This window comes from Desulfovibrio sp. (genome assembly GCA_016208105.1).
Classification (GTDB): Bacteria; Desulfobacterota; Desulfovibrionia; order Desulfovibrionales; family Desulfovibrionaceae; genus Fundidesulfovibrio.
The window spans coordinates 211,843-235,688 of record JACQYS010000019.1 but is presented as its reverse complement, the minus strand read 5'-3'; the positions used below and the strand labels follow the sequence as shown (position 1 = coordinate 235,688).

Below are 23,846 nucleotides of genomic sequence, written 5' to 3'. Positions count from 1 at the left end.
GATAATACGCATTTTTTTCATGCCCGACATAAGTCCTCCTTCCGAATCAATGTGATTGTCGCGTAAAAAATGAGCCACCCTAGAAAACCAGTAAGACGCGGATCGCATGGGAACACTTCCCACTGGATCGCACGTTTCCTCCCAAAAATACTACCTGAAAAAACACCTGCTGGGCAAGCGATTTTCCCGAAGACAGTTTTGTCTCTAGTTCATTTCAAAAGTTTAAGCAAGTAATTGGTCACATTGCCGGGCAAAATTTTTGCGAGAACGCTGCTTTTCGAGCAATAGCGCAGGTTCCCAGACTGTTAGGCAAGAACAATCCTGTGTGAAATGTGAACAAAGTTTAATGTTTTGTTGCTGTGCTCGCCCCGCTTTTCGCCAACTCTGGGCGAGGGTGGACCGGCTGGTATTGGCGAAAGCCCCCCCCTGGGCTACAAACAGACATCGTCATTCACTGGAGAGACAATGTCCGCCACACATGCTTTTGAACTCGTCCACGAAGGCTCCATCGAGGAGTACGCCATTCATGCCAGGCTCTATCGCCATACTCGCACCGGAGCCGAAGTGCTTTCCTTGTCGTGCCCTGACGACAACAAGGTCTTTGGGGTGAGTTTCCGCACCCCCCCCAGTGATTCCACGGGCCTGCCACACATCCTGGAACATTCGGTGCTGTGCGGGTCACGCAAGTACCCGGTAAAGGAACCGTTCGTGGAGCTTTTGAAAAGCTCCTTGCAGACTTTTCTGAACGCCTTCACCTACCCGGACAAGACCTGCTACCCGGTGGCCAGCGCCAACCTCTCGGACTTCTATAACCTGGTGGACGTCTATCTTGACGCCGTATTTTACCCGCGCATCCCGGAAGAAATTTTTGGCCAGGAAGGCTGGCATTTTCATCCTCAAAACGGCGGACTCGTCTTCAAGGGCGTGGTCTACAACGAAATGAAGGGAGCGTACTCCTCTCCGGAAAGCCTGCTGTCCGAGCAGTCCCAGAGACAGACGTTTCCCGACGTGACCTACGGCGTGGATTCCGGCGGAGACCCGGCCGTGATCCCAAGCCTCACCTACGCCCAGTTCAAGGACTTCCATCGCCGCTACTACCATCCTTCCAATGCCAAGTTTTTCTTCTACGGCGACGATGCTCCAGAACGCCGCCTGGAAATACTGGAGGAGTACCTCAAGGACTTCGAATCGATTCAGGTCGATTCCGCGGTAGGACTCCAGGCACGGGCCAGCGAGCCCAGGAAGGTGGAGGCGTTCTACGATTGCGGCAAGCTGCAAGAAGGGAGCGCTCCCAAGGCGTACTTCACAATGAACTGGCTTCTGCCCGAGGTACGCGACATGGAACAGGTGCTGGCCCTGTCCGTGCTCGAACATGCCCTGATCGGCCTTCCGGGCTCGCCGCTACGCAGGGCGCTCATCGGTTCCGGGCTCGGCGAGGATCTGTCCGGTGGCGGCCTGGAAACCGAACTCCGCCAGATGTATTTCTCCCTGGGGCTCAAAGGGGTGGAACCCGCCCGGCTGCCGGAAGCGGAAGCGTTTTTGCTGAACGCTTTGGAGGAAATTCACAAAAACGGTCTGGACCCGGATGCTGCCGAAGCGGCCATCAACACCATCGAATTCAGGCTGCGCGAGAACAACACCGGGGCCTATCCCAGGGGACTCTCGCTCATGCTCCGGGCGCTCACCACCTGGCTGCACGGCGGTGACCCTCTGGCTCCAATCCGTTTCCAGGCCCCGCTCGATGCGCTCAAAGCCAGGCTCGCATCACAAAAGAACGTGCTGGAAGAGCTCCTGCGCGAACATTTCTTGGAAAACCCCCACCGCGTCCTGGTGGAACTCTTGCCTGATCCCGAGATGGGGGAACGCCTGGTGGCCAAAGAGAACGAGCGCCTGGAGGCGGCCCAGTCCGCGCTTACGCCCAGGGAGCGAGAGCGGGCCCTGGATTTGGCTACGCGAATTCAGGCTTTCCAGGATACTCCGGACTCCCCGGAAGCCTTGGCGGCCATCCCGAAGCTGCATTTGAAGGATCTGCCCACACAGAACAAGGCGATTCCCGGTGTCTGGCGCGACGGCAACGTCTTTTTCCACGACCTTCCCACAAACGGGGTCATCTACCTGGAGTTGGGTTTCGATCTGTCCGGGGTGAGCCCAGAGCTCTTGCCCTTGGTTCCCCTGTTCGGCAGGGGCCTTATCGAAATGGGAACAGACCGGGAGGACTTCGCGGCTTTCCTCAACCGCATGGCCCGAAAGACAGGCGGGATCGGGCGGGAGGTGTCGCTTTCAGCGGTGCGGGGAGCTGGGCCGCAAGCGGCTTCCTCGCGGCTTATTGTTGCCGGCAAGGCCACTCCTGACAGGGCGGCTGACTTCTTGGGTATCCTCTCCGACGCCCTGACCAATTCCAATCTCGCAGACGAAACCCGTTTCCGGGAGATGCTTTTCGAGGCCAAGGCCAGGGCTGAGCGCCGCATAGCGCCCTCCGGGCATGCTTACGCGGCGCGCAGGCTCAAGGCCAGATTCCACAGGGCCGCCCTGGCGGAGGAACGTCTGTCCGGACTTACGGGCATCGAGTCCCTGCGGTCTTGGGCCAACGGGTTCGACCAATCTTGGCCGTGGCTTCGCGACGGCCTGTTCGAGCTTCGCAGACAGATTCTAAGAAGGGGCAACCTGCACGTGAACGTCACCCTGGACGCCAAAAACTTCGAGGCATTCGAGCCAAGGCTGATCGACATGCTCTCCAAGCTGCCGGATGGGGGGTATGATCCCGTTGACTGGCCGGAACTTGAGCTTGCCGGGCGAGAGGGACTCTCGGCCCCGGTGCAGGTGAACTTCGTGGCTCAGGGTCGCGATTTGAGCCAGCTCGGGTACGAGCCTCACGGTTCCATGCTGGTGGCCTGCCGTTATCTTCGCAACGCCTATTTGTGGGAGCGGGTCCGCGTGCGCGGTGGCGCCTACGGGTCCTTCTGCTCGTATGACCGCTGGTCCGGCGTGCTGACCATGCTCTCCTACCGCGACCCCAACATCACCAAAACCCTGGACGCCTTTGCGCAGGCCGGGGATTTCCTGGCAGGGCTTGATATTGGCGCTGAAGAGCTTGAGCGGGCCATTATCGGCACAGTGGGAGACATCGATTCCTACATGCTCCCCGACGCCAAGGGCCATGCCGCCATCGCCAGACACTGGGCGGGCGATTCGGACCAGGCACGCCAGGAAGTACGCCGCCAAGTGATGAACACCACCCTGGATGATCTGCGTGGCGCGGGAGAAGTGATGCGCAGGGCCATGCAGGACGCGCCGGTGGTGGTGCTCGGTTCGCAGGAGCAACTGGAAGGGGCGGCCAAGGAAATAGGAGGGCTCGCGATCACCAGGGCCATGTAGATCCGCTGGGCAACGGTTTGATAAATGGGCACCTCTTGCCGTTTTGAAGCAGGGCAGCCCGGACCAAGCGGAGGAGCTTTTGCGGGCCTGGCAAGCGTGTCCGTTGGAAGAACGCGTTGTTGCAGTGAGTGATTTCAATCCCCGCCCTGTTGGGCAGGTTACTGAGGGAGAAAGAAGCGATGCTCCAGTTCAGTATTGATGAAACCCGGTGCGTGCGTTGCGGTGAATGCGCGGCAGACTGTCCGGCCGGAATCATCGTAATGAACGACCTTCCGGATCTGACGGATGAAGCCCGGTGCTTTCGCTGTCAGCATTGTTACGCTGTCTGCCCCGAGGGAGCCCTGTCCATTCTGGGACTGAAACCTGATGCAAGCTCTTCACTGGCCAAGAGCCTGCCTGGTCCAGGGCAGATGGAAAATCTGGTGAAATGGCGACGTTCGGTACGCCGCTACAAGGATGAGAACTTGCCCCCAGCCGTTATTGACGAACTCCTGGAGGCTTCATGCCACGCCCCTACAGGGGTGAATGCGCGTGACGTTTTGTTCACGGTGGTCAAGAGCCGCGAGTTCATGGCCACCCTTCGTCAGGAAACCCTGACCAGGCTCATGACGCTGGATGAAGCCGGTGGATTCCCGGATGGTCTGGTCGGCCAGTACCTCGGTTGGGTGGTCAACGCCTGGAGGAGCGAAGGCAAGGACGTCATCTTTCGGGGCGCTCCTCATATGCTCGTGACCAGCGCCCCCAAGGACGCCCCGTGTCCTGTCCAGGACACTCATATTGCCCTGGCCACCTTTGAGCTTCTGGCGAGCGCGAACGGGCTTGGAACCCTGTGGGACGGCTTGTTCATGATGGCCCTTGCCGTGTGCCCCGACCTGGTGGCCAAGCTCGGCATCCCCAACGATCATGTCCTTGGGTACGCCATGCTGTTTGGAAGACCGGACGTCGAATACCACCGTCCCGTCAGACGGGGGCCGGCCAATGTGAATGCCTTGGGATAGGTGCTGCTAGCAGAGGAATATAAGGTAATGCCGGCTCTTTCTACCTTGAGGATGGGCCTGCCTCTTCATTGTCGCTGCAAGAAAAGGGTGCGTCCAGGGCGGTGACCACCCGGTTTTTTCCTGTCCCCTTGGCCTCGTAGAGCGCCGTGTCCACGCGGCGGACCAGGGTGTGGGACGATTCGCCCGGTTGGTATTGGGCCACGCCCAAACTGACCGTGATCCGCCTGCCGATGCCGAAATCGTACTCGGCGATGGAATGTCCGAGCTTGCCCGCGCAGCTGAGAGCCCCTTCCAGCTCGCTCTGGGGCATGATCACCATGAATTCTTCCCCCCCGAAACGGCAGATGATGTCCGTGACGCGCACCTCGGCGGCCATGCACCGGGCCAGGGCGACCAGCACGGCGTCTCCGGTCTGATGCCCCAAGGTGTCGTTCACGGATTTGAAATCGTCGATGTCCAACATCACAAGGCTTAAGTCTGAACCGTAGCGCTTGGACCGTTCGATCTCCCTGGCGAGTTCGGTTTCAAAGGCCTGCCGGTTGCCGACTCCTGTCAGGTAATCCCGGCCCGCCAACTGGTAGAAGCGCTCACGTTCGGATTCGATAAGGGAGATGTCCGTGAAGGTGAGGAGGTGGCGTTCCTGGCTGTGGATGCGGACCCGGTCAAGCCTCAGCAGATACCTGACGGGATGGCCGTTCCGGCTCTGTCCGTTGCCCGCCAGGACGAATTCGCTCCCGGAGTGCTTGGTGAGCCAGGCATCCATGTTCAAAGGAAGGGACGACTGCTCGACTCCCTGGCGCATGGAAACCGTGAAATTTTCGCGAAGGTAGGGCCCGAGTTCCTGGCCCTCATGCGCCGGGTATTGAAGTATGGCTTGGGGATCGTTGAAGTACAGGACGGCTGCGCCGTCTGAGAGAAGGTGGCAGTTCGGCACATGGGCCAGCAAACCGTCGGATAGGGCCCGGCGGTAGGTGTCGTGGCGGCGCCTGGCGATTTCTGCGGCCGCGCGTTCGAGTCCTGTGAAAATGTCCTCTGCGTTGTAGGGCTTTTTTATGAACAGGTTCACCCCGAGTTCGATGGCTTCAAGAAACGCCTGCTCCTCGCCCGCTCCGGAAGCGATGATGATGAACGGGTCGCCGCCGCTGTCGCGGATGGCCCTGACCATGGCCAATCCGTCCATGCGGGGCATGCGGATGTCGGTGATGATGATATCGGGGCGAATGCTTGCGTACTGCGAAAAGCCCGAGTCTCCGTTATCCGCCTGGAATACACGGGAGACCTTCGCTTCGAGGGCAAGGGCCAAGCCCTGCCGGGCGGTGTTGTCGTCCTCAACGAGCAGGACAGTTAAGCTTCGCAAGCAGTGTTGCGTCATCTGATAATACCGTGCCTGACAATGTTGCAGTCACGATTTCATGAAAGAATACAAGGTGTCAATGGAACGTGGGGAAAGCAGCGGGATGGTTACCGAAGAGGCATAATCATTCGGCCCGCAGTTCGAGGCCGGGTTCGGAAGCGGTCATGCCATGCACGAAGGAGGCGCCAAGCCGGCCGAAGAACTCCTCCAGGCGGGACTGGTCCTTCTTGGGACCGCGGATCAGCTTGGGGCGCTTCTTGGTGATTCCGGCAAGCTTTTTGAGCTCTTCCATGGCCTCTTCCTGGCCGCCCATTTTATCCACCAGGCCGATGGTCAGGGCGTTGGCAGCGGTCATGGCTTTGCCTTGCAGTGCGTTTATGTCCGTGGGGTTCAAGTTCCTGGCCTGGGCAACATCGGCCACGAAGATGTCGCGCAGGTCGGTGATCATTTCCTGAAGGTACGCCCTGTCCTCTTCGGTCATATCCCTGAAGGGGGAACCGGCGTCTTTTAACTTGCCGGTGGTGAAGCTGAAGAAGGTGAAGCCGAGCTTTTCGGAAGCCCCGCGCACGTTGGGAAACATGCTGCGAACCCCGATGGAGCCGGTGATGGTGCCGGGCAGGGCGAAAATGACCTTGGCCGGGCAGGCGGCGTAATACCCCCCGCTGGCAGCCACGGAACCGAAGGAGGCCACCACTGGCTTTTTCTCGGCCAGTTTTTTCACTGCGCGGAAAATTTCCTGGGAAGGCCCGAATCCACCACCTCCGGAGTTCACGCGAAGGAGAACTCCCTTGACGTCCTGGTCCTCGCGCAGCTTGCGCAGATAGGTGACCAGGCGGCTGGAGGACTCAATGGTTCCATCCAGGTAGGCTATGCCGATCTGCTCGGAGTCGGGGAGGCTGAAGGCGAATTCCTCGTCGTCCAGATAAGCTGAAGAGAGAAGGGCTATGGCCCCCATTGTGAGGACCATGGCCGCTATAAGAACACTGAAGGTGAACAGCACCGGGTGGCGCTGCCTGAACCCCTTCTTTGGTTCGTTGGTAGTGTTATTGAGCATCCTCTTGCTCTTGCTTCTGACGCAGCAGGTCGCCAAGGCCGACGCCCACTTCGGGGCCCGAAGTACGGTACTCTTTGGCCTTGCGCTTGTCCTCGTCCTCCTTGAGGGACTTGATGGACAGGCCCAGGCGACGCTCGTCGGCGCTCACGTGGATGACGCGGGCTTCGATCTGGTCGCTTTCCTTGTAGAGCTCGGCCGGTGTCTTCACCTTCTTGCGGCTGATCTCGGAGACGTGGACCAGGCCTTCGATGCCTTCTTCCACTTCCACGAACAGACCGAAATCGGTGATGTTGGTCACGATGCCCTTCACAAGGGCGCCCACCGGGTAGCGGGCGGGCACGTCGTGCCAGGGATCGTCGGAGAGCTGCTTGATGCCCAGGGTGAACTTCTCGCTCTGCTTGTCAACGGTGAGCACCTTGGCACGCACCACATCGCCCACCTTGAACATCTCGCCGGGGTGGCGGACTTTCTTGGTCCAGGAGATGTCGGAAACGTGGATCAGGCCGTCGATGCCGTCCTCGATGCCGATGAAGATGCCGAACTCGGTGATGTTCTTCACAGTGCCTTCGAGCACCGCGCCTTCGGGATAGCGGTCGGCTACCAGGTCCCACGGGTTGGGCTTCACCTGCTTCATGCCGAGGCTGATACGCTTCTTGTCGGGATCCACGCCCAGAACCACCACTTCGACCTCGTCGCCAAGGTGGACCATCTGGGACGGATGACGAAGCTTGCGGGTCCAGCTCATCTCGGAGATGTGCACCAGACCTTCGACGCCGGCCTCGAGTTCCACGAACGCACCGTAGTCCACCAGGTTGGTGACCTTTCCGGACATGCGGCGGTCCACGGGGTACTTGTCGGCGATGTTCTGCCAGGGATCGGGAGTGAGCTGCTTCATGCCGAGCGAAACCTTCTGCTTGTCCTTGTCAAAGGACAGAACCTTCAGTTCCAGCTCATCGCCAAGACCGACCATCTCCTTGGGGTGCTTCACGCGCTTCCAGGACATGTCGGTTATATGCATAAGGCCGTCCAGGCCCCCCAGGTCCACGAAAACACCGTATTCGGTGATGTTCTTGACGCGGCCGACAACAGTCTGGCCTTCGTCGAGCGTGGTGAGCAGTTCGCTGCGCAGGGACTCGCGGCGCTCTTCGAGCAGCACGCGGCGCGAAACGATGACGTTGGAGCGGCGGCGGTTGATCTTCAATACGCGGAATTCGAATTCCTTGCCCACCAGGGCGTCCATGTCGGGCACGGGGCGCAGGTCCACGTGGGAGCCGGGCAGGAAGGCTTCGACGCCGCCCAGGTCCACGGTGTAACCGCCCTTGATGCGCCGCTGGATGCGGCCGGTGATGATGTCGTCTTTGTCTTGGAGGTCTTCAAGCTTGTCGAAGAGCTGCATCCGCTTGGCGCGATCGCGCGAAAGGTGGATGGTTCCCTCGGACTCGTTCTTGCCCACCACGTAGACGTCGATTTCCTCGCCCACGTTGACGGTGACATTGCCCTCGGGATCGGTGAATTCCGAAACAGGGATCTGGCCCTCGGACTTGAAGTTCACATCCACCAGGATGTGTTCCTTGCCGACGCGCACCACCACGCCTTTGGTGATGACGCCTTCCTCGAGATCCCCGAAATCTTCGTTCAGGTAGTTCTCGAGCGCGTCCTCGAAGTTGACCTCCATGTCCGTGGGGGTAGAAGATTCAAATTGTTCGTTGTTGACCATGACTTGGTTGACCTCCAACAGGATATTCCCTCGCAAAAGGATTCAGACCCCTACCCGAAAAGACTGGTGCTGACAACCGGTAAAACGCCCATTTCAAGCCTTTTCCGGGGCGCTTGAGAGTTTTCGAACAAGCACCCGGTCCACACGCCGGCCGTCCATGTCCACCACCTCGAAATGGCAGCATCCGTGATCGAATCCCTCCGCCACGGCGGGAATGCGCCCCAGCCGGTGCAGAACAAACCCGGCCAGGGTCTGAAAGTCTCCTTCCGGGGCCTCCTGGTCCAAACGTTCGAACACCTCGGATACAGGGGTCATGCCGTCGATGAGCAGCGAGCCGTCCTTGCGTTCCGCTATGCGCGGCTCATGGGTGTCGTCGGGCAGAACCAGATCCCCCACGATGGCCCGCAGTATGTCGGTGAAGGTCACCAAGCCTTGCACCGCACCGAATTCGTCCACCACCACGGCAAGGGTCTGGCCCGAGAGCTTGAGCTGTTCCATCAATTTGAAGGTGGTGGTGGTCTCCAGCACATGGGGCGGCTGGAGAAGAACGGGGAGGACATCCAGGGCATTCAAACAGACGTTGACCGCCAGGAGATCCTTGGCCTCGGCCACGCCGATCAGGTTCTCCAGTCCGCCGCGCACCACAGGAAAACGGTTGAAGGGCATGGCCCGGATGATCTCCGGAATGCTGTCCGGGTGCTCCAGATCCAGGCACACGATTTTGGAACGGTGGGTCATAAGCGTGCCCACGGGACGGTCGCCCAGGGTCATCACCCGTTCCATCATATCCCGCTCTGCCTCTTCCAGCACCCCGGCCGTTGCGGCCTGGCGAACCAGAAGTTTTATTTCCTCCTCGCTTACATGAGAGCCGGATTGCTCCGACACCCGCAGGAGCCGCATCACCAGCCTGGTGGATACCGAGAGCAGCCACACGATCGGAGCGGAAAGCCTTAGCAGAAGAGCCATGGGCCGGGACACTCTCACTGCGATGGCCTCGGGCCGGGCGATGGCCAGGCGCTTGGGGACCAGTTCTCCTGCGATGAGCGAAACCAAGGTGATGCCTGCCACCACCAAGCCAAAGCCCACAGGCTTGGCATAGGCGGCCAATAGTGGGATTCGCTCCAGCGCGGATTGGACATAGCTGGCCAGCGACGCTTCTCCATAGGCGCCGGAGAGGATGGTGAGAAGGGTGATGCCGATCTGGAGGGCCGCCAAGAATCCTTCGGGTTTCTCGGCCAGTTGGAGGGCCGTGCGCGCTCCAGGATGCCCCTTGGCAGCCATCTGGGACAGGCGAGGCTTGCGTGAGGTGAGCACAGCCATCTCCGCGGCGGCAAAAAAACCGTTGAGCAGGATGAGTGCGAACACAGTCAAGGATTGCAGGATGAATGCGAGCATGGTGCAGGGGACTTCTGTAAGTGGATTTCAAGACAATTTACGGCAGGACAAGGACAAGGGCAAGGCTGCATCGTGCCAGTGTGAAGCGCGTTCTCTGGACATCCAGGCGTTGTGTCGTGTAACCATCTAAACAGCCTCATGAAAGGAGCATCAATGCCAGATGAACTCATAACCTTCACTTTGGATGAACTGGCCGCGTTTGACGGCAAGGATGGACAACCGGTCTACGTGGCCTACAAAGGCAAGGTCTACGACGTTTCGGGCAGCAAGCTCTGGAAGGCCGGGCGCCATATGAACCGCCACAACGCCGGCCTGGATCTTTCCGTGGATCTCTGCCAGGCTCCACATGGTGAAGACAGGCTTGAACGCTACCCCCAGGTGGGCGTGGTGGCCGAGACCTGCACCGTGGAAAGAAGGGCAGACGGACACGACCAGGAGCTTCCCTGGCTCTTGCGAAAGAGTCCGTTTTTCCGCCGCCATCCGCATCCCATGACGGTGCATTTTCCCATAGCCTTCGCCACCGGAGCGGTGCTGTGCCTTTTTCTCTACCTGATTTCTGGCCATCCCCTGTTCGAATCGGCCGTGCACGCCATGAACATTGTCGGGGTTTTGTTCACGCCGGTGGCTATTCTCACCGGGCTAGCCACCTGGAAGTACAATTACGGGGCGAGTTCCATCATGCCTGTGCGCATCAAGCTGATCCTCTCTCCGATTCTTCTTGGTCAGTTCATGGCATGTGTGGTGTGGTGGGGGATGTGCCCGGGAGTGCTTGCGGGTGGCGGAACGAGCGGAGCCCTGTTCTCTCTTCTGGTGCTTTCCATGATGCCCGTTATGGGAGTTATCGGCTGGTTCGGGGCGGGGCTCACGTTTCCCATGCACGAGTAGAGGGAAGGGCCTCCGGCGGCCAAAGGGCCTAGGCCCTTTGGAATCCCAAATAGAGTATGCGCTCGCCATCGGCATGCCGGTGGCGGGCGCAATATTTATTGAGGGTCCAGGGGTGGGCACCTCGTCTTCCTCAGCGAAAAACCAACCAGGCAACCACCGTCACCAGCATCACCACCGGAAAATAGCTGGCCCTGGTGAACAGCCGCGAGGCGTTCTGCCTGGACGGCTCGGTGAGAAGCCTGCTTGCTGGCCAGGGCATTATCCAGGCGGTAAGCGCCGTGGCGGCCAGCACCAGAACGGTGGGCAGCTTGGCTGGCGAGAGCGCCAGCAGCAGCCCCGCCAGCGCGGTGGAGGCGCTTAGCGTCCACACGCTCACTCGCGCAGCGCGTTCAAGCCCCAGCACCACGCACATGGTCTTGGCCCCCTGCTTGCGGTCCAGCTCCAGGTCGAACCAGTCGGCCGGTATGTTCTGGCCACCAATCTCCCAGCAGAAGGTCATGGCAAACAGAAGCGCCGGAAACCAGAACGGCGCGTTCGGATCCACCGCGAGCACGGCCGCCACTCCCCCGAGCGATTTCACCACTCCGTTGACCAGGGCCCGCAAGTGGCTGACCTTGAGCAGCAGGCAGTAGATCACCTCCAGGGCGCAACCGGCCAACAGAAGAAGGGCGCACACAGGATTGAGAATGTACGCTCCCAGAAGCGAGGCCACTGCCCAGCAGCAGGCCCAGACAATGCCTTGGCGCGGGGTCAGAAGGCCCATGGCCATGGGGTGGCGGGCATACACAGCGTCCAGGTAGCCGGTATTGTCGCTTGGGCCGTCCAGGTAGTTGGCGCGGTCGGTCTTGTAGTCGGCCAGGTCGTTGACCGCATACACTGCGGTGTAACCCGCGAAAACCGTGAGCAGGCCAAGGAACATCACTCCCAGCGAGGGAGCATTCCCCAACCAGAGAAGGGCTGCGGCCACGGGCATGGCCATGTCCAGGACACCATGGGGAGTGCGGGACAAGGCCAGAAAAAGCTTCATTCGGCTCAAAGCCCCTGCGGGAAGGGCCGCGGTCAAAGGCATGAAAACTCCTTGCAGCTCAGTGGTCGTGCCCGGGCGAGTAGGCGCCTTGGCCCATGAACACCCGATACTGATAAATTGTGTAGCCAATGATTACCGGCAGGGTGAGGCCGAAGCCCCAGAGCATGATCTTAAGCGAACCGAAGGCCGCGGATGCGTTGAGAGGAGTCAGGCCGGGTTCCACAAAGCCCGGGCGCAGGGCGATGAGCCACGCCACCAGCCCGAACAGTACATGCAGGCAGGCCGGCAGGAAAAAAACGGCTCCGGAGGCCATGGCTGTCACGGCCCAGGCCAGGTATGCTGCTGACACGGCTCCAAAAGCCAGGGCCACGATCCCGGTGGCCGGAACGCAGATGGCGAGTCCTGCCTGGAAGAGAAGGCCAGCCAAGGAAAATAGGATGGCCGCCTTGCGAAGTCCGAAGTCCTGTACGGTGGCCGCTAACCAGCCGGCTCCCAACGTGGCGACCACGCAGACCATTGCCATGGCTCCCAGGAACGCCCCGGGGGTGACCCAGGCGAACGGGGTCAGAAACTGCTGATGCCCTGCCATGGGCAGCCCCTGCATCACCGCGCCAAGCATGGCTCCCTGGGCCAGCGCTACCACCAAGCTGCCCAGTCCGAACAGGGTGGACCAGGCGCGTTTTGATTCGGACTGTTCATAGTATTCCAACCCCACTCCGCGAGCCATGAGCCCAAGGAGCAAAATCCCGCTAGGAATGTAGAGGCTCGACAGGAGCATGCCGTAAGCCCTGGGGAACGCCCCGAACAGCACGCCTCCGGCCACAACCAGCCATGTCTGGTTGGCGTGCCAGACGCCCTCGATACTGGCCACCATGGACTGGCGCTTGGATTCATCCTTCTCGATCAGGCACAAGATGCCCACACCCAGGTCGAAACCGTCCAGGATGACGGTGGCGGCCAGAACCATGGCCAGGATCCAGAGCCAGATTTCAGCGAGCATGCCGTGGTCCATGGCTATCCTCCTTGGCCTGGGTGGGAGGCTGGCGGGGCGAGAGTCAGGTCGGGTCCCTTGGCGAGTATTTTGTAGTAGAACCAGCCAGCGGCCAGGGGAAGCAGGGTGTACACCGCGAAATACATGGCCAGGGTTGAGCCCACGGCAGCGGGGGGAAGAATCGAAGCCCCTTCCTGGGTGCGCAGCCACCCGTAGATGATCCAGGGCTGGCGGCCCACCTCGCGTGTCACCCAGCCCATTTCCGTGGCCAGGTACCCCATTGGGGCCATGGCCATCCAGATTCCCATGAGAAGCGTGTGTCTGGACACCTGCTCGGGGCAGAGCATCCCCTTTTTCCAGGCGTAGAGGGTGCCAAGCATCACCGCGATCATCACGAAGCCGATGCCCACCATTACCCGGAAGGAGTAAAAGGGAATGACGATGGGCGGGCGCTGGTCCTTGGGGAAGTCCTTGAGTCCGGGGACCTTGCCGGTGGGAGTGTGGGTGATGAGCAGGGAAAGCACGTAGGGGATGGGAATTTCGAAGGAGTTCCTTTCGTTTTCAGTGTCCGGCCAGGCCAGCATGTTCCAGGGTGCCCCGGTTCCGGGCTTGTTGGTCTCCCAATGGGATTCGATGGCCGCTACCTTTGCTGGCTGGAGCTTGCCTATATGCACGCCAGAGGTGTCGCCTATGAGCGCCTGCAGGGGAGCGACAACCACGGCCATGACCAGGGCCAGCTTGAAGGAGCGCAGGAAAAAGGCGGTCTGGGTTTGGCGCCAGATGTAGAAGGCGCTTATGCCTCCGACCAGAAACAGGCTGGTCTCCAGGCAGGCCAGCCACATGTGGGTGAAGGAGATCACGGTGTCCGGATTGAAGACGGCGCCCCAAAAATCGTCGAGATGGAAGATCCCGCCTGCGAAATGCCCACCAGCCGGGGTTTGCATCCAGGAGTTCGCGGCCATGATCCAGAAGGCCGAAAGCGAGGCGGCAAAACACACCAGGATGGTGGAAACGAAGTGCGCCTTTGGGCCCACGCGCTTCCAGCCGAACAGCATGATGGATAGAAAGGCCGATTCCAGCATGAAGGCCATGGCTCCTTCGAAAGAGAGCACTTGGCCGAAGAAGTTGCCTGCGGCCACGGAGAAGGGGGCCCAGTTGGTGCCGAACTGGAATTCCAGGGGTATGCCGCTGACCACGCCAATGGCAAAGCCCACAGCGAAGATTCTGGCCCAGAACCGGAAGTGAAGGTAATAGTCCGGGTCGCCCGTTTTGAGCCACAGGGCTTCGAGGGCCACCAGAAACACCGAAAGCCCTATGGTGGTCAGCGGCCAGATGATGTGGAACATGGTGGTGGCGGCAAACTGCAGGCGCGAAAGGAAGACCGGGTCGGAAAGAACCTGGATCATGCGTCCTCCCTTTTTACGGCCACGCCGAGCATGGTCAGGCGCGACTCGTGGTATCCCGGCAGAAGCTTCAGGCCGTTGTTCTCAAGTGCCGCCCTGAATTCCGGGCCCTGGAACCGGTCGTGTTCGGGGTGGGCCACGATGTGGCGCCAGAAGGCGTTGGCGTAGAGGCCCGCGAAGATCTCCTCGGTGTAAAAGGCTCCACCGGGCTTGAGGACGCGCGCCACCTCCGCGATACCTTTTCGCCAGTCCTCCAGGTGGTGGATGATGCCGAAGTTGAACACGGCATCGAACCGGGAGGACTCGAAGGGGAGACTTTGGGCGTCGCCTTCCACCACCACGGCCGGGGTTCCGGCCAGACGTTTGCGCGCCAGGCGCAGCATGGCAGGGTCGGGGTCCAGAGCGTGAAGCGACTTAGGCGAAAAGTATTCCAGAATGATGCGCGCCCCGGCTCCATTGCCGCAACCGATTTCCAGGATATCTCCTCCCGGGGCCATGGGCCGCATGGAACGCAGCTGTCCCGCCTGGCGGCGCTGGATGAGGCGCCGGACCACGGAATTGCAGAAGAAGCGTTCCGGCCAGTTGACTAACATAGGGGCAATCCGGGGCTAAAGGCGCGTCTTTCCATTACTATATATTCATGACCCGCCCAGGGGCGAGTGTCAAGGTGGAAGGATGGTTCGCGCGCAACGGGTGGTGATGTACAGTGGAAGGATTAGGGGAAGGCTTCACGAATGAGCGGGTTTTATTCCAGAATGGATCCTGGCGATGCCGCCGCTTAACGGCACCTGTGCTCCCTGTTCGAAACCAGCCTGTTTGATTTCCCCGCTGAACTTTTCGGGGTCTGGGAACGCATACACCGATTCCATAAGGTAGGAATAGGCGTAGTCGGTGCGGGAAAGCCAGTTCCCGAAGGGCGGCAGAATGTGGTCGAAATAGAGACGGTAGAGGAAACGCAGCGCGGGATTGTCCGGCAGGGAGAATTCCATCACGAAGAGCGTGCCGCCCGGTTTCAGGACGCGATAAAACTCGGCCAGGGCCTGGTCGCGTTCCTCGACGTTTCGGATGCCGAACGAGATGGTTACGTAGTCGGCGCAGGCGTCAGGCAGGGGCAAGCGCCTGGCGTCTCCGGCTAGCATGCGGATGCGCTCGGACAGGCCGCGTTTGGCGAGCTTTCGTTTGCCTACGAGAAGCATGGCCGGGGTGAAGTCCACGCCGACCAGGCGCGCTTTTGGGCGCTGCCGGGCGATCTCCATGGCCACCTCTGCCGTGCCCACGGCTACGTCCACCACAGTCACCGGGCGGTCCGCCGCTATGAGGCGGGCGAGCTTTTTGCGCCAGAGCACGTCGATGCGAAGCGACAACATGCTGTTTTGCATGTCGTAGCCCTCGGCGATGGTGTCGAACATCCGCTTCACTTCGAAGTCGCGCATGGCGGGGAGGCCTCCGGCGGCCAGGGAGGAAACTTTTTATAAAAGTTTCCTCCCTGGACCCTCCTTCAAAAACTTTCAACGAGCTTCGCGTCCATCAGCGGATGCCGATGGCTGATGCGAAATAAACTGTGGGTCCAGGGGGATCATCCCCCTGGCGGGAGAGTCCTGAGAGGGCGGCGCCCTCTCAGGCCGCCGGAGGCGTGAAACTCCGCGACTCCGTAGCGCGCCTCATCCGGCCAGAGCCACCAGGTCGTAGGTCTTGGCCTCTTCGATGGTGGCTTTCACCAAGGCTCCGGGCTTGACGCCAGGGCCGGAGATGTAGGTCACTCCATCGATCTCGGGCGACTGGAACCACGTGCGCCCCACGTGCAGCCCGGGCCATTCCGGATGCGGCGCGTCCACCAGCACGTTCAGCTCACTTCCCTCGAAGCCGGACAGCCATTCTTCGGATATTTCAGCCTGGGCGGCCATGATGGTCTCTCGTCTTGCCTGACGGGTCTTCATGCCCACCTGCCCGGGCATCCTGGCCGCAGGGGTTGAGTCCTCTGCCTGGTAGGCGAAAACACCCAGGTGCTGGAACCGGACCTGGCGCACGAAATCCAGAAGATAGTTGAAATGGGCCCTGGTCTCTCCCGGGTAGCCAACGATGATGCTGGTGCGCATGGCCGCTTCGGGAAAGCGCGAGCGCACCAGGTCGATCACCCGACGCGGATCCTTGGCGAATGGCCGGCCCATGGATTTTAACACGTCCGGGTGGGCGTGCTGAAGGGGAATGTCGAAATACGGGACAAAGGGCGGCCCAGCGTCCTTCAAGAAATCAAGAAGTCCGGCAGTGAGCCCGGCCGGATAGAGGTAGAGCAGGCGCAGTCGCTCAAGCCCAGACAGTGGGAGCAGCTTTTCCAGGAGCGAGCGGAGGTCTGTGGCCGGAGCCAGGTCCTGGCCATAGGCCGTAAGGTCCTGGGCAACCAGGATGACCTCCTTGCGCCCGGTATCCAAAATCGACGAGGCCTCATGCACCAGATCAGCGATTGGACGGCTGCTCAGTCTGCCACGTATGGAGGGGATGGTGCAGAAGCGGCAGGCGTGGCGGCAGCCTTCGCTGATTTTCAAGTAGGCGTAGCTCGGCGGGCTGGAGAACAGCCTTCTGGGCCCTGGGGACGACTTTCTGTCCAGGGCCAGGGCGATTTTGGCGGGCCAGTCCGGCAGTTCGTGGGTGGTAAGCCACAGATCCACCTCGGGCAGGTCGGCTTTCAGGTCGTCGCCGTAGCGGCTTACCAGACACCCGGCAACCACCAGGAGCGGCTTGGGGGTGAGCTCGCGAACCGCTTCAGCCGCGCCAAGGATTTCCGAGAGGGATTCCTCCACGGCCGGGCGGATGAAACCGCAGGTATTGATGAGCACCACGGCCGCGTCCTCGGGCCGGTCAACAGGACGCGCCCGCCCGGGCAGGCCGCCCAGCAGGTACTCGGAGTCCACCAGGTTTTTGGGGCAGCCGAGCGAGATGGTGAAAATGGGGATGTCCGTGCTTCTTGCCGTCATGAGGCCCGCACGGTATCAGGAATCGCCTGAAAGACAAATCCCCCGTGAGGGCAAAGCATGAAACGATGGGTCCTTTTCGCCGCCATGATCCTGGCGGCTGGTCTTCCCGCCCGGGCTGAAGAGGGCGAGAGCTGGAAGCTTATGCTCCAGCGCAACTACGAAGAGCTGCAATACCAGATCGACTACGTGGACGGGGTTTCCCAGAACCTGCCGGGCATGGTCAAGCAGACTCGCCAGGATTTGGCCGCGCTCCGCAAGAAGCTTGATGAGCTCATGGTGCTTGGCCGGACCACCGGGGGAAACCCCATGGAGCTTCGGGCTGTATTGGCCGGACTGGAGATGCTTCAGACCCGGGTTGAGGTGGTGACCCAGCCGTTTCAGAAGGCCGACACGGATCTGAGGAAATTCCAGGAACGGCTGGCGGAGCTTGAGGTTGAATTCGCCCGTCAGGCCGCCGAAGGCCCCTCACAGGACATAAACAAGGCCCTGGGAGATTTTCTTGGTGACCTTCGCAAGCTTAAAAGCAAGCTCGGCCGGGTGAAGACAGTGCTCGACCAGGGGTTAAACCCAACCCGGGACCTTCAGGCCGGCATCGACCGCTCGGCAAAAACCGTCACCGACCGCATCCCCCGCGCCTGGAAAGATTATTACCTGGCTCCCGGCAAGTCCCTCCTCTCAGTGGGAGCCTGGCAGGAAGCCGTGCAGCGCATGGGCGATCTGTCCAAGTTCGTGTCCATGTACGCGGCGTTTTTCGACAGCGGCGAGGTCAAGGCCAAGGACGTTCTGGTCAAACTGCTGGGGTTGATTGCGGTTCTGGTCGTGGCTTCGGCCGTGGGGCTCAAACGGCTGGAGAAGGTCTTCCCTGGCTTTTCCGTGACTCGTCCCTTGGGGAGCCTGGCCTGGATGATCGCCGGAGCGGGCGTGCTCTGGGCAACATCTGGCCCGGCCTTCGTGCTGGTGCACGCGGAGACCAGCGCCGTGGCGGAGATTCTCCTGGCCAGGGGCGTACTCGGGCTGTCCTGGTTTTTACGCACCCTCCAACTGGGCGGCACCGCACCCGCCAAGAACCCGGCCGGTCTGTCCTGGTGGATGTTCGCCTGCGCACTTCTTATGCAGATGCCCTGGCTGCCGGACGCGCTTCGGGGTGGCGTCTGGGTGGCGCTCATGTTCCTGGCTGGCTGGATGATCCGGAGAATGCAATCTCAGGAGTCACCTGATGTCGTGTCCCGCCTGGCCGCTGCCGGAGGCTGGCTCTATCCTCTGCTGTGTCTCCCGGCTTTGTTCGGGTGGATGAACATGACCATGCTGGCCGCTGCGGGCTGGTTCCTTCTGTTGGTGTTTTTTCAGGCCGGGCTGGCTCTGTATGGCCTGGTGGGGCAGATGATTGCCCGGCCCTCGGGCGACCTCACCTCGGAAGCGGTCAAAAGCGTGGTCGGCGGGCTTGCCCTGCCCTTAACCGCTATTGGCATGGCCGGGTGCTTCCTGTTCTGGCTGTCTCTGGCCATGGGGGGGCGCAGCGTGTTCTGGTCCCTGGTCAACGCCGACGTGGGAGAGGGCGACCTCAACCTGGACCTGAGCCGCCTGGCCATGATCTTCATAGGCTTCTACCTGGCTCGCGCGGCCACTCGCGTGGCGGACCGCATCATCTTGGAACTGCCTTCCCGTCGTCCGGACCTGGAGCGCGGCGTACTCAACCTGCTGGAGACCATGTCCACCTATCTGATCTGGGGAATCTATGTGCTCATCGCCATGCGTCTGGCCGGAGCCAGCTTCACCAGTCTGGCGGTGGTTGCCGGCGGCCTGTCCGTTGGCATCGGCTTTGGCATGCAGAACATCATCAACAATTTCATTTCCGGGCTCATACTGCTTTTCGGCCGCTCCGTTCAGGCCGGGGACACCCTCCAGATAGGCGACACCTGGGGAGTGGTGCAGCGGGTGAACATCCGCAACACCATCGTTCAGACGTCCGACAACGCCACCCTGTTCGTGCCCAATTCGGACCTCATCGCCCAGAAGATCATCAACTGGTCCCACAAGGACCGCCGCATACGGCGTTCCCTGGAGGTGGGCGTGGCTCCGGGCACGGACACTGTCAAGGTGCAGGAGCTGCTTTTGGAAGCCGCTTCCGGACACCCGAAAGTTCTGTCCGACCCCAAGCCTTCAGTCCAGTTCGTGGCCTTCGGGGATTCCGCCCTGAAGTTCAAGCTGCTCTTCTGGGTGGACGACCTGGACAATGCAGCCCGCGCTTCGTCGGACATTCACATGACTGTGGACAGGCTGTTCAAGCAAAAAGGCATAGCCATACCATTTCCCCAGCGCGACCCGAATCTGCAGGCTTCCCAGAACGGCAAGGGGCAAAATGACTTTGATTCGGCTGGTGAAGAAGGTACAAAAACTCGATGAACGACAACTCCGCCTCCTACAAGGACAAAGCCTGCGCCCTCACGCTTATACAGGAGCGCAACCTGCTTTCCTCGGTGATCGACCAGATTCCGGACGACATCGTGATTCTGGATGCGTCGTCGTGCGTGGTGGACATCAACCGTGCGGCCATGGACCGCCTTGGCGGACATCGTGAGGATTTTTTGGGCAAGCAGTGTTGGGAGGCCCTGACCGGTTTCAAAGGCATCTGCGAGCCGGAAGGGGACGTGAGACGCTGGGAAACCGTTCGCAAGGGAGGAAAACACGAGGAAGTCTTCACCACCGTGGATGCCAAGGGTCGCATGCAGTATTTCAGAGTCTACATGTACCCTGTTCTGGACGAGGGTGGCGAAGTGACCCACGTGATGGTGCTGCGCAGGGACATCACCCAGGGAACCTACATGGAGAGGCGCTTGCAGCAGTCGGAGAAGCTTGCGGCGGTTGGTGAACTCTCCACGTATGTGGCGCACGAGATCAGGAATCCGCTTTTCGCCATAGCCGGTTTCGCCAATTCCCTGCTGCGCTCGAATACCCTTGACGACAAGGTTCGGGCCAAGGTGTCCATTATTTTGGAAGAATCCAACCGGTTGGACAAGATTCTCAAGAGCCTGCTCAACTTCTCCCGGCCCACCCAGGGAATGGAAGGGCAGGTGGACGTTGCCCAAGTGGCAATGCAGACCATGGAGCTCATGGGCCTGGCTTGCCAGAAGCAGGAAATTGAAGTGAAGGTCGAGGTAAGCCCCGGCCTGCCCCTGGCCAAGGGCGATCCGGAATTGGTGAAGCAGTGCATCATCAATATGGTGAAGAATTCCATGGAGGCCATGCCCGAGGGCGGCAGCTTGGTCATGCGCTGTTTTCTGCGCGCAGACCACGTGGTCATTGAGCTCGAGGACACCGGCCGGGGCATCGCGCCGGAAAATCTGGATCAGGTGTTCAACCCGTTCTTTTCAACCAAGGACAAGGGGTCGGGCTTGGGCTTGGCCATGACCAAGAAAATATTGGACGAGATCGGCGGCTCGGTGGAGCTTGAGAGTGAGGTGGGCAAGGGAACCGCAGTGCGGCTGGTTATGCCCCCCCTTATTGCGGCTGATGAAACCGATGTATCCGGTCAGACCTCGCCGCGCCACGATTCAAAGTGGATAGCCGGCAAGAACGGGAAGGAAGGTGGAGAGTGACGCGGGTTGTATTGGCAACGCGAAATCTTGGCAAGGTGCGTGAACTGCAGGCCATGCTGGAAGGCAAGGATGTCGAGGTGGTGGGGCTGGACCAGTTCCCCCAGATCGGAGAAATCGAGGAGACAGGAACAACGTTCGAGGAGAACGCGCGCATCAAGGCCAAGGCGGTAAGCGAGGCAACCGGGCTCATAGCCCTGGCCGACGACTCCGGACTGGCAGTGGACGCTCTTGACGGCGCTCCGGGAGTCTTGTCCGCGCGGTATTCGGGCGACAACGCCACGGACGCCTCCAACAACGAAAAGCTCCTGGAGCAGATGAAGGACGTTCCGGCGGACAAACGCGGGTGCAAGTTCATATCGTGCATCGTTGCGCACGCTCCGGACGGTTATGAACTGGTCTTCCACGGGGTCTGGTTCGGCCGCCTGGCCAACGAGCCCAAGGGCGAGAACGGTTTCGGCTATGATCCGCTATTTTTGGATCCCGAGCTTAAGCTTACCGCTGCCGAAATGAGCCCGGAGCAGAAAAACGAGCGCAGCCATCGTGGGAGGGCCATGCGCGAACTTACCAAATATCTCCCAGGATTTCTGGAAACCGTGGCCCGCGAGGCCGCCTTTTCTCCTGAGGAGCGCGAGATTCGTGCCAGGCTTACCGGGGTCAAGGGGTTGCTCAAGGTCTTGTGTATGGTGATGCTCATACTGGTGCCGGTGGTCGCTGCTTTCACCGTCTCGCAAAACCTGACATTCATTAAGGCCCTGAACGCCCCTGGCGGGCCCCCCGCGGAGATTGTAGCCGAGGTGGCGAAAGCCCTTATGCTGAAAATCGTGCTGGCCTCGGTACTGGGTGTCTCCATATTTATTGCTGGGCTTCGGCTGTACCGTCGCCGGAAGGGCGCAGTGCTTCTGGCCAAGATTGCTTGGCTGGCCGTCCCGGTGGCTAGCGCGGTCCAATACGTGGTGGCCCAGTTTCTGGCGTATCCTCCGGACATCCTGAAGATGGCCGAAACAGAGATCACGGCGAACGCCTTGCCAGGGCTCATGGCAGCGTCCGCGTGCGTGACCTATCTGACATTCTCAAGGCGGGTGAAGATCACCTACGAGTAGAGCGGAAACTTTCGGACGGCCAGCCTTTTGCGGATATTCCGGTCTCTTCGCTCCGGTTGGTTCGGCCGTGGTTTCGTGCGTCTTGACAGCCGCCCGGCTTTTCGCAAACTGACGCCAGCTGATTTTTACAAACTCCGACAAAGGACCATTCATGTGCGGCATAATCGGCTATAGCGGGCACCGTCCCGCAGTGCCAGTCATCATAGAGGGGCTTAAGCGCCTGGAGTACAGGGGATACGATTCAGCGGGCGTGGCCTTCATACAGCACCACGAGCTGACCGTGATCCGGGCCGAGGGCAAGCTCGTCAACTTGGAAAACAAGCTGGCCGAGCTTCCGGTGCATACCGCCACCTCGGGCATGGGGCATACCCGCTGGGCCACCCACGGCCTGCCCGTGGAGCGCAATGCCCACCCGCACCGCGACGCATCCGGCAAGATAGCCCTGGTGCACAACGGCATCATCGAGAATTACCAGGAACTGCGGGAGGAATTGAAGGCGAAAGGGGTGAGCTTCGCCTCTGAGACCGATACCGAGATCCTGGCGCAGCTGGTGGGGCTCTACTTGGCCGAGAGCAAGAAGCTCGACCAGGCCGTTTCCAAGGCTCTGGCCAGGGTGGAGGGCTCCTACGCCATCTGTGTGGTGTCGCTCGAGCACCCCGGCATCCTCTACGCCGCACGCAAGTCCTCGCCGCTCGTGCTGGGCGTTGGCGTTGGCGAGAACTTCGTGGCTTCGGACATCCCTGCCTTTTTGCCCTACACCCGCGAGGTGGTCTTTCTGGAGGACGGGGAGATGGTGCGCATCGACTCCAACTCCTGGAAGGTGCTGGACGCCTCCACCCTGGAGACGGTGGAGAAGGCCCCGCAGCACATCGCCTGGGACGTTCAAGCGGCCCAGAAGGGCGGGTACAAGCACTTCATGCTCAAGGAAATATTTGAGCAACCCCGGGTGATTACCGACTGCCTGGCCGGGCGCATCGACCATAAGGCAGGCAAGGCAGTGTTGCCCGACCTGGAAGTCGTTCCCGCTCCGGAGCGCCTGTTCATAGTGGCCTGCGGCACCAGCTATCATGCCGGTCTGTGGGGACTGTACCTGCTCGAAACCTGGGCCAAGATTCCCACCAGGGTGGAGATAGCCTCCGAGTTCCGCTACCGCGACCCCATACTGGGCCCAGGCGACACGGTGCTCGCCATCTCGCAGTCCGGTGAGACCGCGGACACCCTGGCCGGCATGCGCCTGGCGCGCGAGCGCGGAGCCAAGGTCATCGGCCTGTGCAACGTGGTTGGTTCCACGGTCTCGCGCGAGGCGGACCATGTGATCTACACCCAGGCCGGGCCGGAGATGTCCGTGGCTTCCACCAAGGCCATGTGTTCCCAGCTGACCCTGCTCACTCTTCTGGCCCTGCACTGGGGGCAGGAAAAGGGCGTACTCCCCCAGGATGTCCGTTCCAACTGCCTCAAAGCCCTGGAGCATTTGCCGGAAATTTTAACCTCTGAATTGCCTCGCATGCGCTCCCGGGCCACTGAATTGGCCCGGGCCTATTCGGAAGCCCGCAGTTTTCTCTTCCTGGGGCGCGGGACCTGCTTCCCACTGGCCCTGGAAGGGGCGCTCAAGCTCAAGGAGATCAGCTACATCCACGCCGAGGGCTACGCCTCGGGCGAGATGAAGCACGGGCCCATTGCGCTCATAGATCCCAAGTTCCCGACATTCGCCTTGGCTCCGGGTGATGAGCTCTATCCCAAGGTGAAATCCAACCTGGAGGAGGTTCAGGCCCGCGGCGGCAAGGTGATCGCCCTGACCCGGGCCGGACTCGATCTGAAAGTGGACCACACCTGGGAGGTGCCGGACGTCTGGGGCCCCATGAAGGCCTTCATGCTTCTGCCCGCATTGCAGCTCTTTGCTTACGAAATGGCCGACTACCTGGGCAAGGACGTGGACCAGCCGCGCAACCTAGCCAAATCCGTGACCGTGGAGTAGCCCG

The 23,846-nt window shown here is 60.7% G+C and carries 17 protein-coding genes; 7 read left to right on the top strand and 10 right to left on the bottom strand.

Translation table 11 applies throughout. From position 1 onward, the window contains the following. The first annotated feature begins 465 nt into the window (after positions 1-465). Both HY795_10955 and HY795_10950 read left to right on the top strand, forming a co-directional pair. A complete protein-coding gene (locus HY795_10955) occupies positions 466-3,375 on the top strand; it encodes an insulinase family protein (protein MBI4805740.1) in 2,910 nt (969 codons plus the stop codon). Between the two features lie 179 nt (positions 3,376-3,554). Further along, the gene (locus HY795_10950) at positions 3,555-4,373 is read left to right on the top strand and encodes a nitroreductase family protein (protein ID MBI4805739.1); all 819 of its coding nucleotides are present in this window, start codon (positions 3,555-3,557) and stop codon (positions 4,371-4,373) included. Between the two features lie 40 nt (positions 4,374-4,413). On the opposite strand, the gene HY795_10945 is transcribed toward HY795_10950, so the two are convergent. The 4 genes from HY795_10945 to HY795_10930 all read right to left on the bottom strand — a co-directional run bounded on the left by HY795_10945 (position 4,414) and on the right by HY795_10930 (position 9,893). After that, positions 4,414-5,730, bottom strand: a complete 1,317-nt coding sequence (locus HY795_10945) for a GGDEF domain-containing response regulator (protein MBI4805738.1) — start codon at positions 5,728-5,730, stop codon at positions 4,414-4,416. Between the two features lie 121 nt (positions 5,731-5,851). Next, a complete protein-coding gene (sppA, locus tag HY795_10940; GenBank protein MBI4805737.1) occupies positions 5,852-6,781 on the bottom strand; it encodes a signal peptide peptidase SppA in 930 nt (309 codons plus the stop codon). Then, a complete protein-coding gene (locus HY795_10935; protein ID MBI4805736.1) occupies positions 6,771-8,498 on the bottom strand; it encodes a 30S ribosomal protein S1 in 1,728 nt (575 codons plus the stop codon). Before HY795_10935 ends, sppA begins: the two co-directional genes overlap by 11 nt. Positions 8,499-8,591: 93 nt before the next feature. Then, positions 8,592-9,893: an HlyC/CorC family transporter gene (locus HY795_10930; GenBank protein ID MBI4805735.1), complete on the bottom strand. Its 1,302-nt coding sequence runs from the start codon at positions 9,891-9,893 to the stop codon at positions 8,592-8,594. Between the two features lie 153 nt (positions 9,894-10,046). On the opposite strand from HY795_10930, the gene HY795_10925 reads away from it, so the two are divergent. Then, positions 10,047-10,778 carry a cytochrome b5 gene (locus HY795_10925; protein ID MBI4805734.1) on the top strand — a complete coding sequence of 244 codons (732 nt, stop codon included), beginning with the start codon at positions 10,047-10,049 and terminating at the stop codon, positions 10,776-10,778. A gap of 130 nt (positions 10,779-10,908) precedes the next feature. Here the strand turns inward: HY795_10925 and HY795_10920 are convergent, their stop codons facing one another. From HY795_10920 to rimO, 6 genes are all read right to left on the bottom strand, one after another. Continuing rightward, positions 10,909-11,847, bottom strand: a complete 939-nt coding sequence (locus HY795_10920; protein ID MBI4805733.1) for a UbiA family prenyltransferase — start codon at positions 11,845-11,847, stop codon at positions 10,909-10,911. A 16-nt stretch (positions 11,848-11,863) separates the two neighbouring features. Continuing rightward, entirely contained in the window at positions 11,864-12,817 is a 954-nt protein-coding gene (locus HY795_10915; GenBank protein ID MBI4805732.1) for a cytochrome d ubiquinol oxidase subunit II, read from the bottom strand. Between the two features lie 2 nt (positions 12,818-12,819). Continuing rightward, on the bottom strand, positions 12,820-14,199 hold the full coding sequence (locus tag HY795_10910; protein ID MBI4805731.1) for a cytochrome ubiquinol oxidase subunit I: 1,380 nt from the start codon (positions 14,197-14,199) through the stop codon (positions 12,820-12,822). Then, positions 14,199-14,792 (bottom strand): class I SAM-dependent methyltransferase, encoded by a 594-nt coding sequence (locus HY795_10905; protein MBI4805730.1) that lies wholly within the window; start codon positions 14,790-14,792, stop codon positions 14,199-14,201. The genes HY795_10910 and HY795_10905 overlap by 1 nt, the downstream gene beginning before the upstream one ends. A 135-nt stretch (positions 14,793-14,927) precedes the next feature. Next, positions 14,928-15,632, bottom strand: coding sequence for a bifunctional demethylmenaquinone methyltransferase/2-methoxy-6-polyprenyl-1,4-benzoquinol methylase UbiE (ubiE, locus tag HY795_10900; protein MBI4805729.1), 705 nt, complete (start codon positions 15,630-15,632; stop codon positions 14,928-14,930). Between the two features lie 228 nt (positions 15,633-15,860). After that, positions 15,861-17,171: a 30S ribosomal protein S12 methylthiotransferase RimO gene (rimO, locus tag HY795_10895; GenBank protein ID MBI4805728.1), complete on the bottom strand. Its 1,311-nt coding sequence runs from the start codon at positions 17,169-17,171 to the stop codon at positions 15,861-15,863. A gap of 57 nt (positions 17,172-17,228) precedes the next feature. Between rimO and HY795_10890 the strand changes: the two genes are divergently transcribed. The 4 genes from HY795_10890 to glmS all read left to right on the top strand — a co-directional run bounded on the left by HY795_10890 (position 17,229) and on the right by glmS (position 23,842). Further along, on the top strand, positions 17,229-19,574 hold the full coding sequence (locus HY795_10890) for a mechanosensitive ion channel (protein MBI4805727.1): 2,346 nt from the start codon (positions 17,229-17,231) through the stop codon (positions 19,572-19,574). Then, positions 19,571-20,767, top strand: coding sequence for a PAS domain-containing protein (locus HY795_10885; protein ID MBI4805726.1), 1,197 nt, complete (start codon positions 19,571-19,573; stop codon positions 20,765-20,767). Before HY795_10890 ends, HY795_10885 begins: the two co-directional genes overlap by 4 nt. Continuing rightward, positions 20,764-21,867, top strand: coding sequence for an XTP/dITP diphosphatase (locus tag HY795_10880; protein MBI4805725.1), 1,104 nt, complete (start codon positions 20,764-20,766; stop codon positions 21,865-21,867). Before HY795_10885 ends, HY795_10880 begins: the two co-directional genes overlap by 4 nt. A 151-nt stretch (positions 21,868-22,018) precedes the next feature. Continuing rightward, a complete protein-coding gene (gene glmS / locus HY795_10875) occupies positions 22,019-23,842 on the top strand; it encodes a glutamine--fructose-6-phosphate transaminase (isomerizing) (GenBank protein ID MBI4805724.1) in 1,824 nt (607 codons plus the stop codon). Positions 23,843-23,846: the final 4 nt, after the last annotated feature.

What these genes read in the sequence shown, in the direction of transcription:
- HY795_10925 (MBI4805734.1), top strand. Translation starts at nt 10,047, where the DNA reads ATGCCAGATGAACTCATAACCTTCACTTTGGATGAACTGGCCGCGTTT.
- HY795_10915 (MBI4805732.1), bottom strand. Translation starts at nt 12,817, where the DNA reads ATGGACCACGGCATGCTCGCTGAAATCTGGCTCTGGATCCTGGCCATG.
- ubiE (MBI4805729.1), bottom strand. Translation starts at nt 15,632, where the DNA reads ATGCGCGACTTCGAAGTGAAGCGGATGTTCGACACCATCGCCGAGGGC.
- HY795_10930 (MBI4805735.1), bottom strand. Translation starts at nt 9,893, where the DNA reads ATGCTCGCATTCATCCTGCAATCCTTGACTGTGTTCGCACTCATCCTG.
- HY795_10905 (MBI4805730.1), bottom strand. Translation starts at nt 14,792, where the DNA reads ATGTTAGTCAACTGGCCGGAACGCTTCTTCTGCAATTCCGTGGTCCGG.
- sppA (MBI4805737.1), bottom strand. Translation starts at nt 6,781, where the DNA reads ATGCTCAATAACACTACCAACGAACCAAAGAAGGGGTTCAGGCAGCGC.
- rimO (MBI4805728.1), bottom strand. Translation starts at nt 17,171, where the DNA reads ATGACGGCAAGAAGCACGGACATCCCCATTTTCACCATCTCGCTCGGC.
- HY795_10955 (MBI4805740.1), top strand. Translation starts at nt 466, where the DNA reads ATGTCCGCCACACATGCTTTTGAACTCGTCCACGAAGGCTCCATCGAG.
- glmS (MBI4805724.1), top strand. Translation starts at nt 22,019, where the DNA reads ATGTGCGGCATAATCGGCTATAGCGGGCACCGTCCCGCAGTGCCAGTC.
- HY795_10935 (MBI4805736.1), bottom strand. Translation starts at nt 8,498, where the DNA reads ATGGTCAACAACGAACAATTTGAATCTTCTACCCCCACGGACATGGAG.
- HY795_10950 (MBI4805739.1), top strand. Translation starts at nt 3,555, where the DNA reads ATGCTCCAGTTCAGTATTGATGAAACCCGGTGCGTGCGTTGCGGTGAA.
- HY795_10885 (MBI4805726.1), top strand. Translation starts at nt 19,571, where the DNA reads ATGAACGACAACTCCGCCTCCTACAAGGACAAAGCCTGCGCCCTCACG.
- HY795_10920 (MBI4805733.1), bottom strand. Translation starts at nt 11,847, where the DNA reads ATGCCTTTGACCGCGGCCCTTCCCGCAGGGGCTTTGAGCCGAATGAAG.
- HY795_10890 (MBI4805727.1), top strand. Translation starts at nt 17,229, where the DNA reads ATGAAACGATGGGTCCTTTTCGCCGCCATGATCCTGGCGGCTGGTCTT.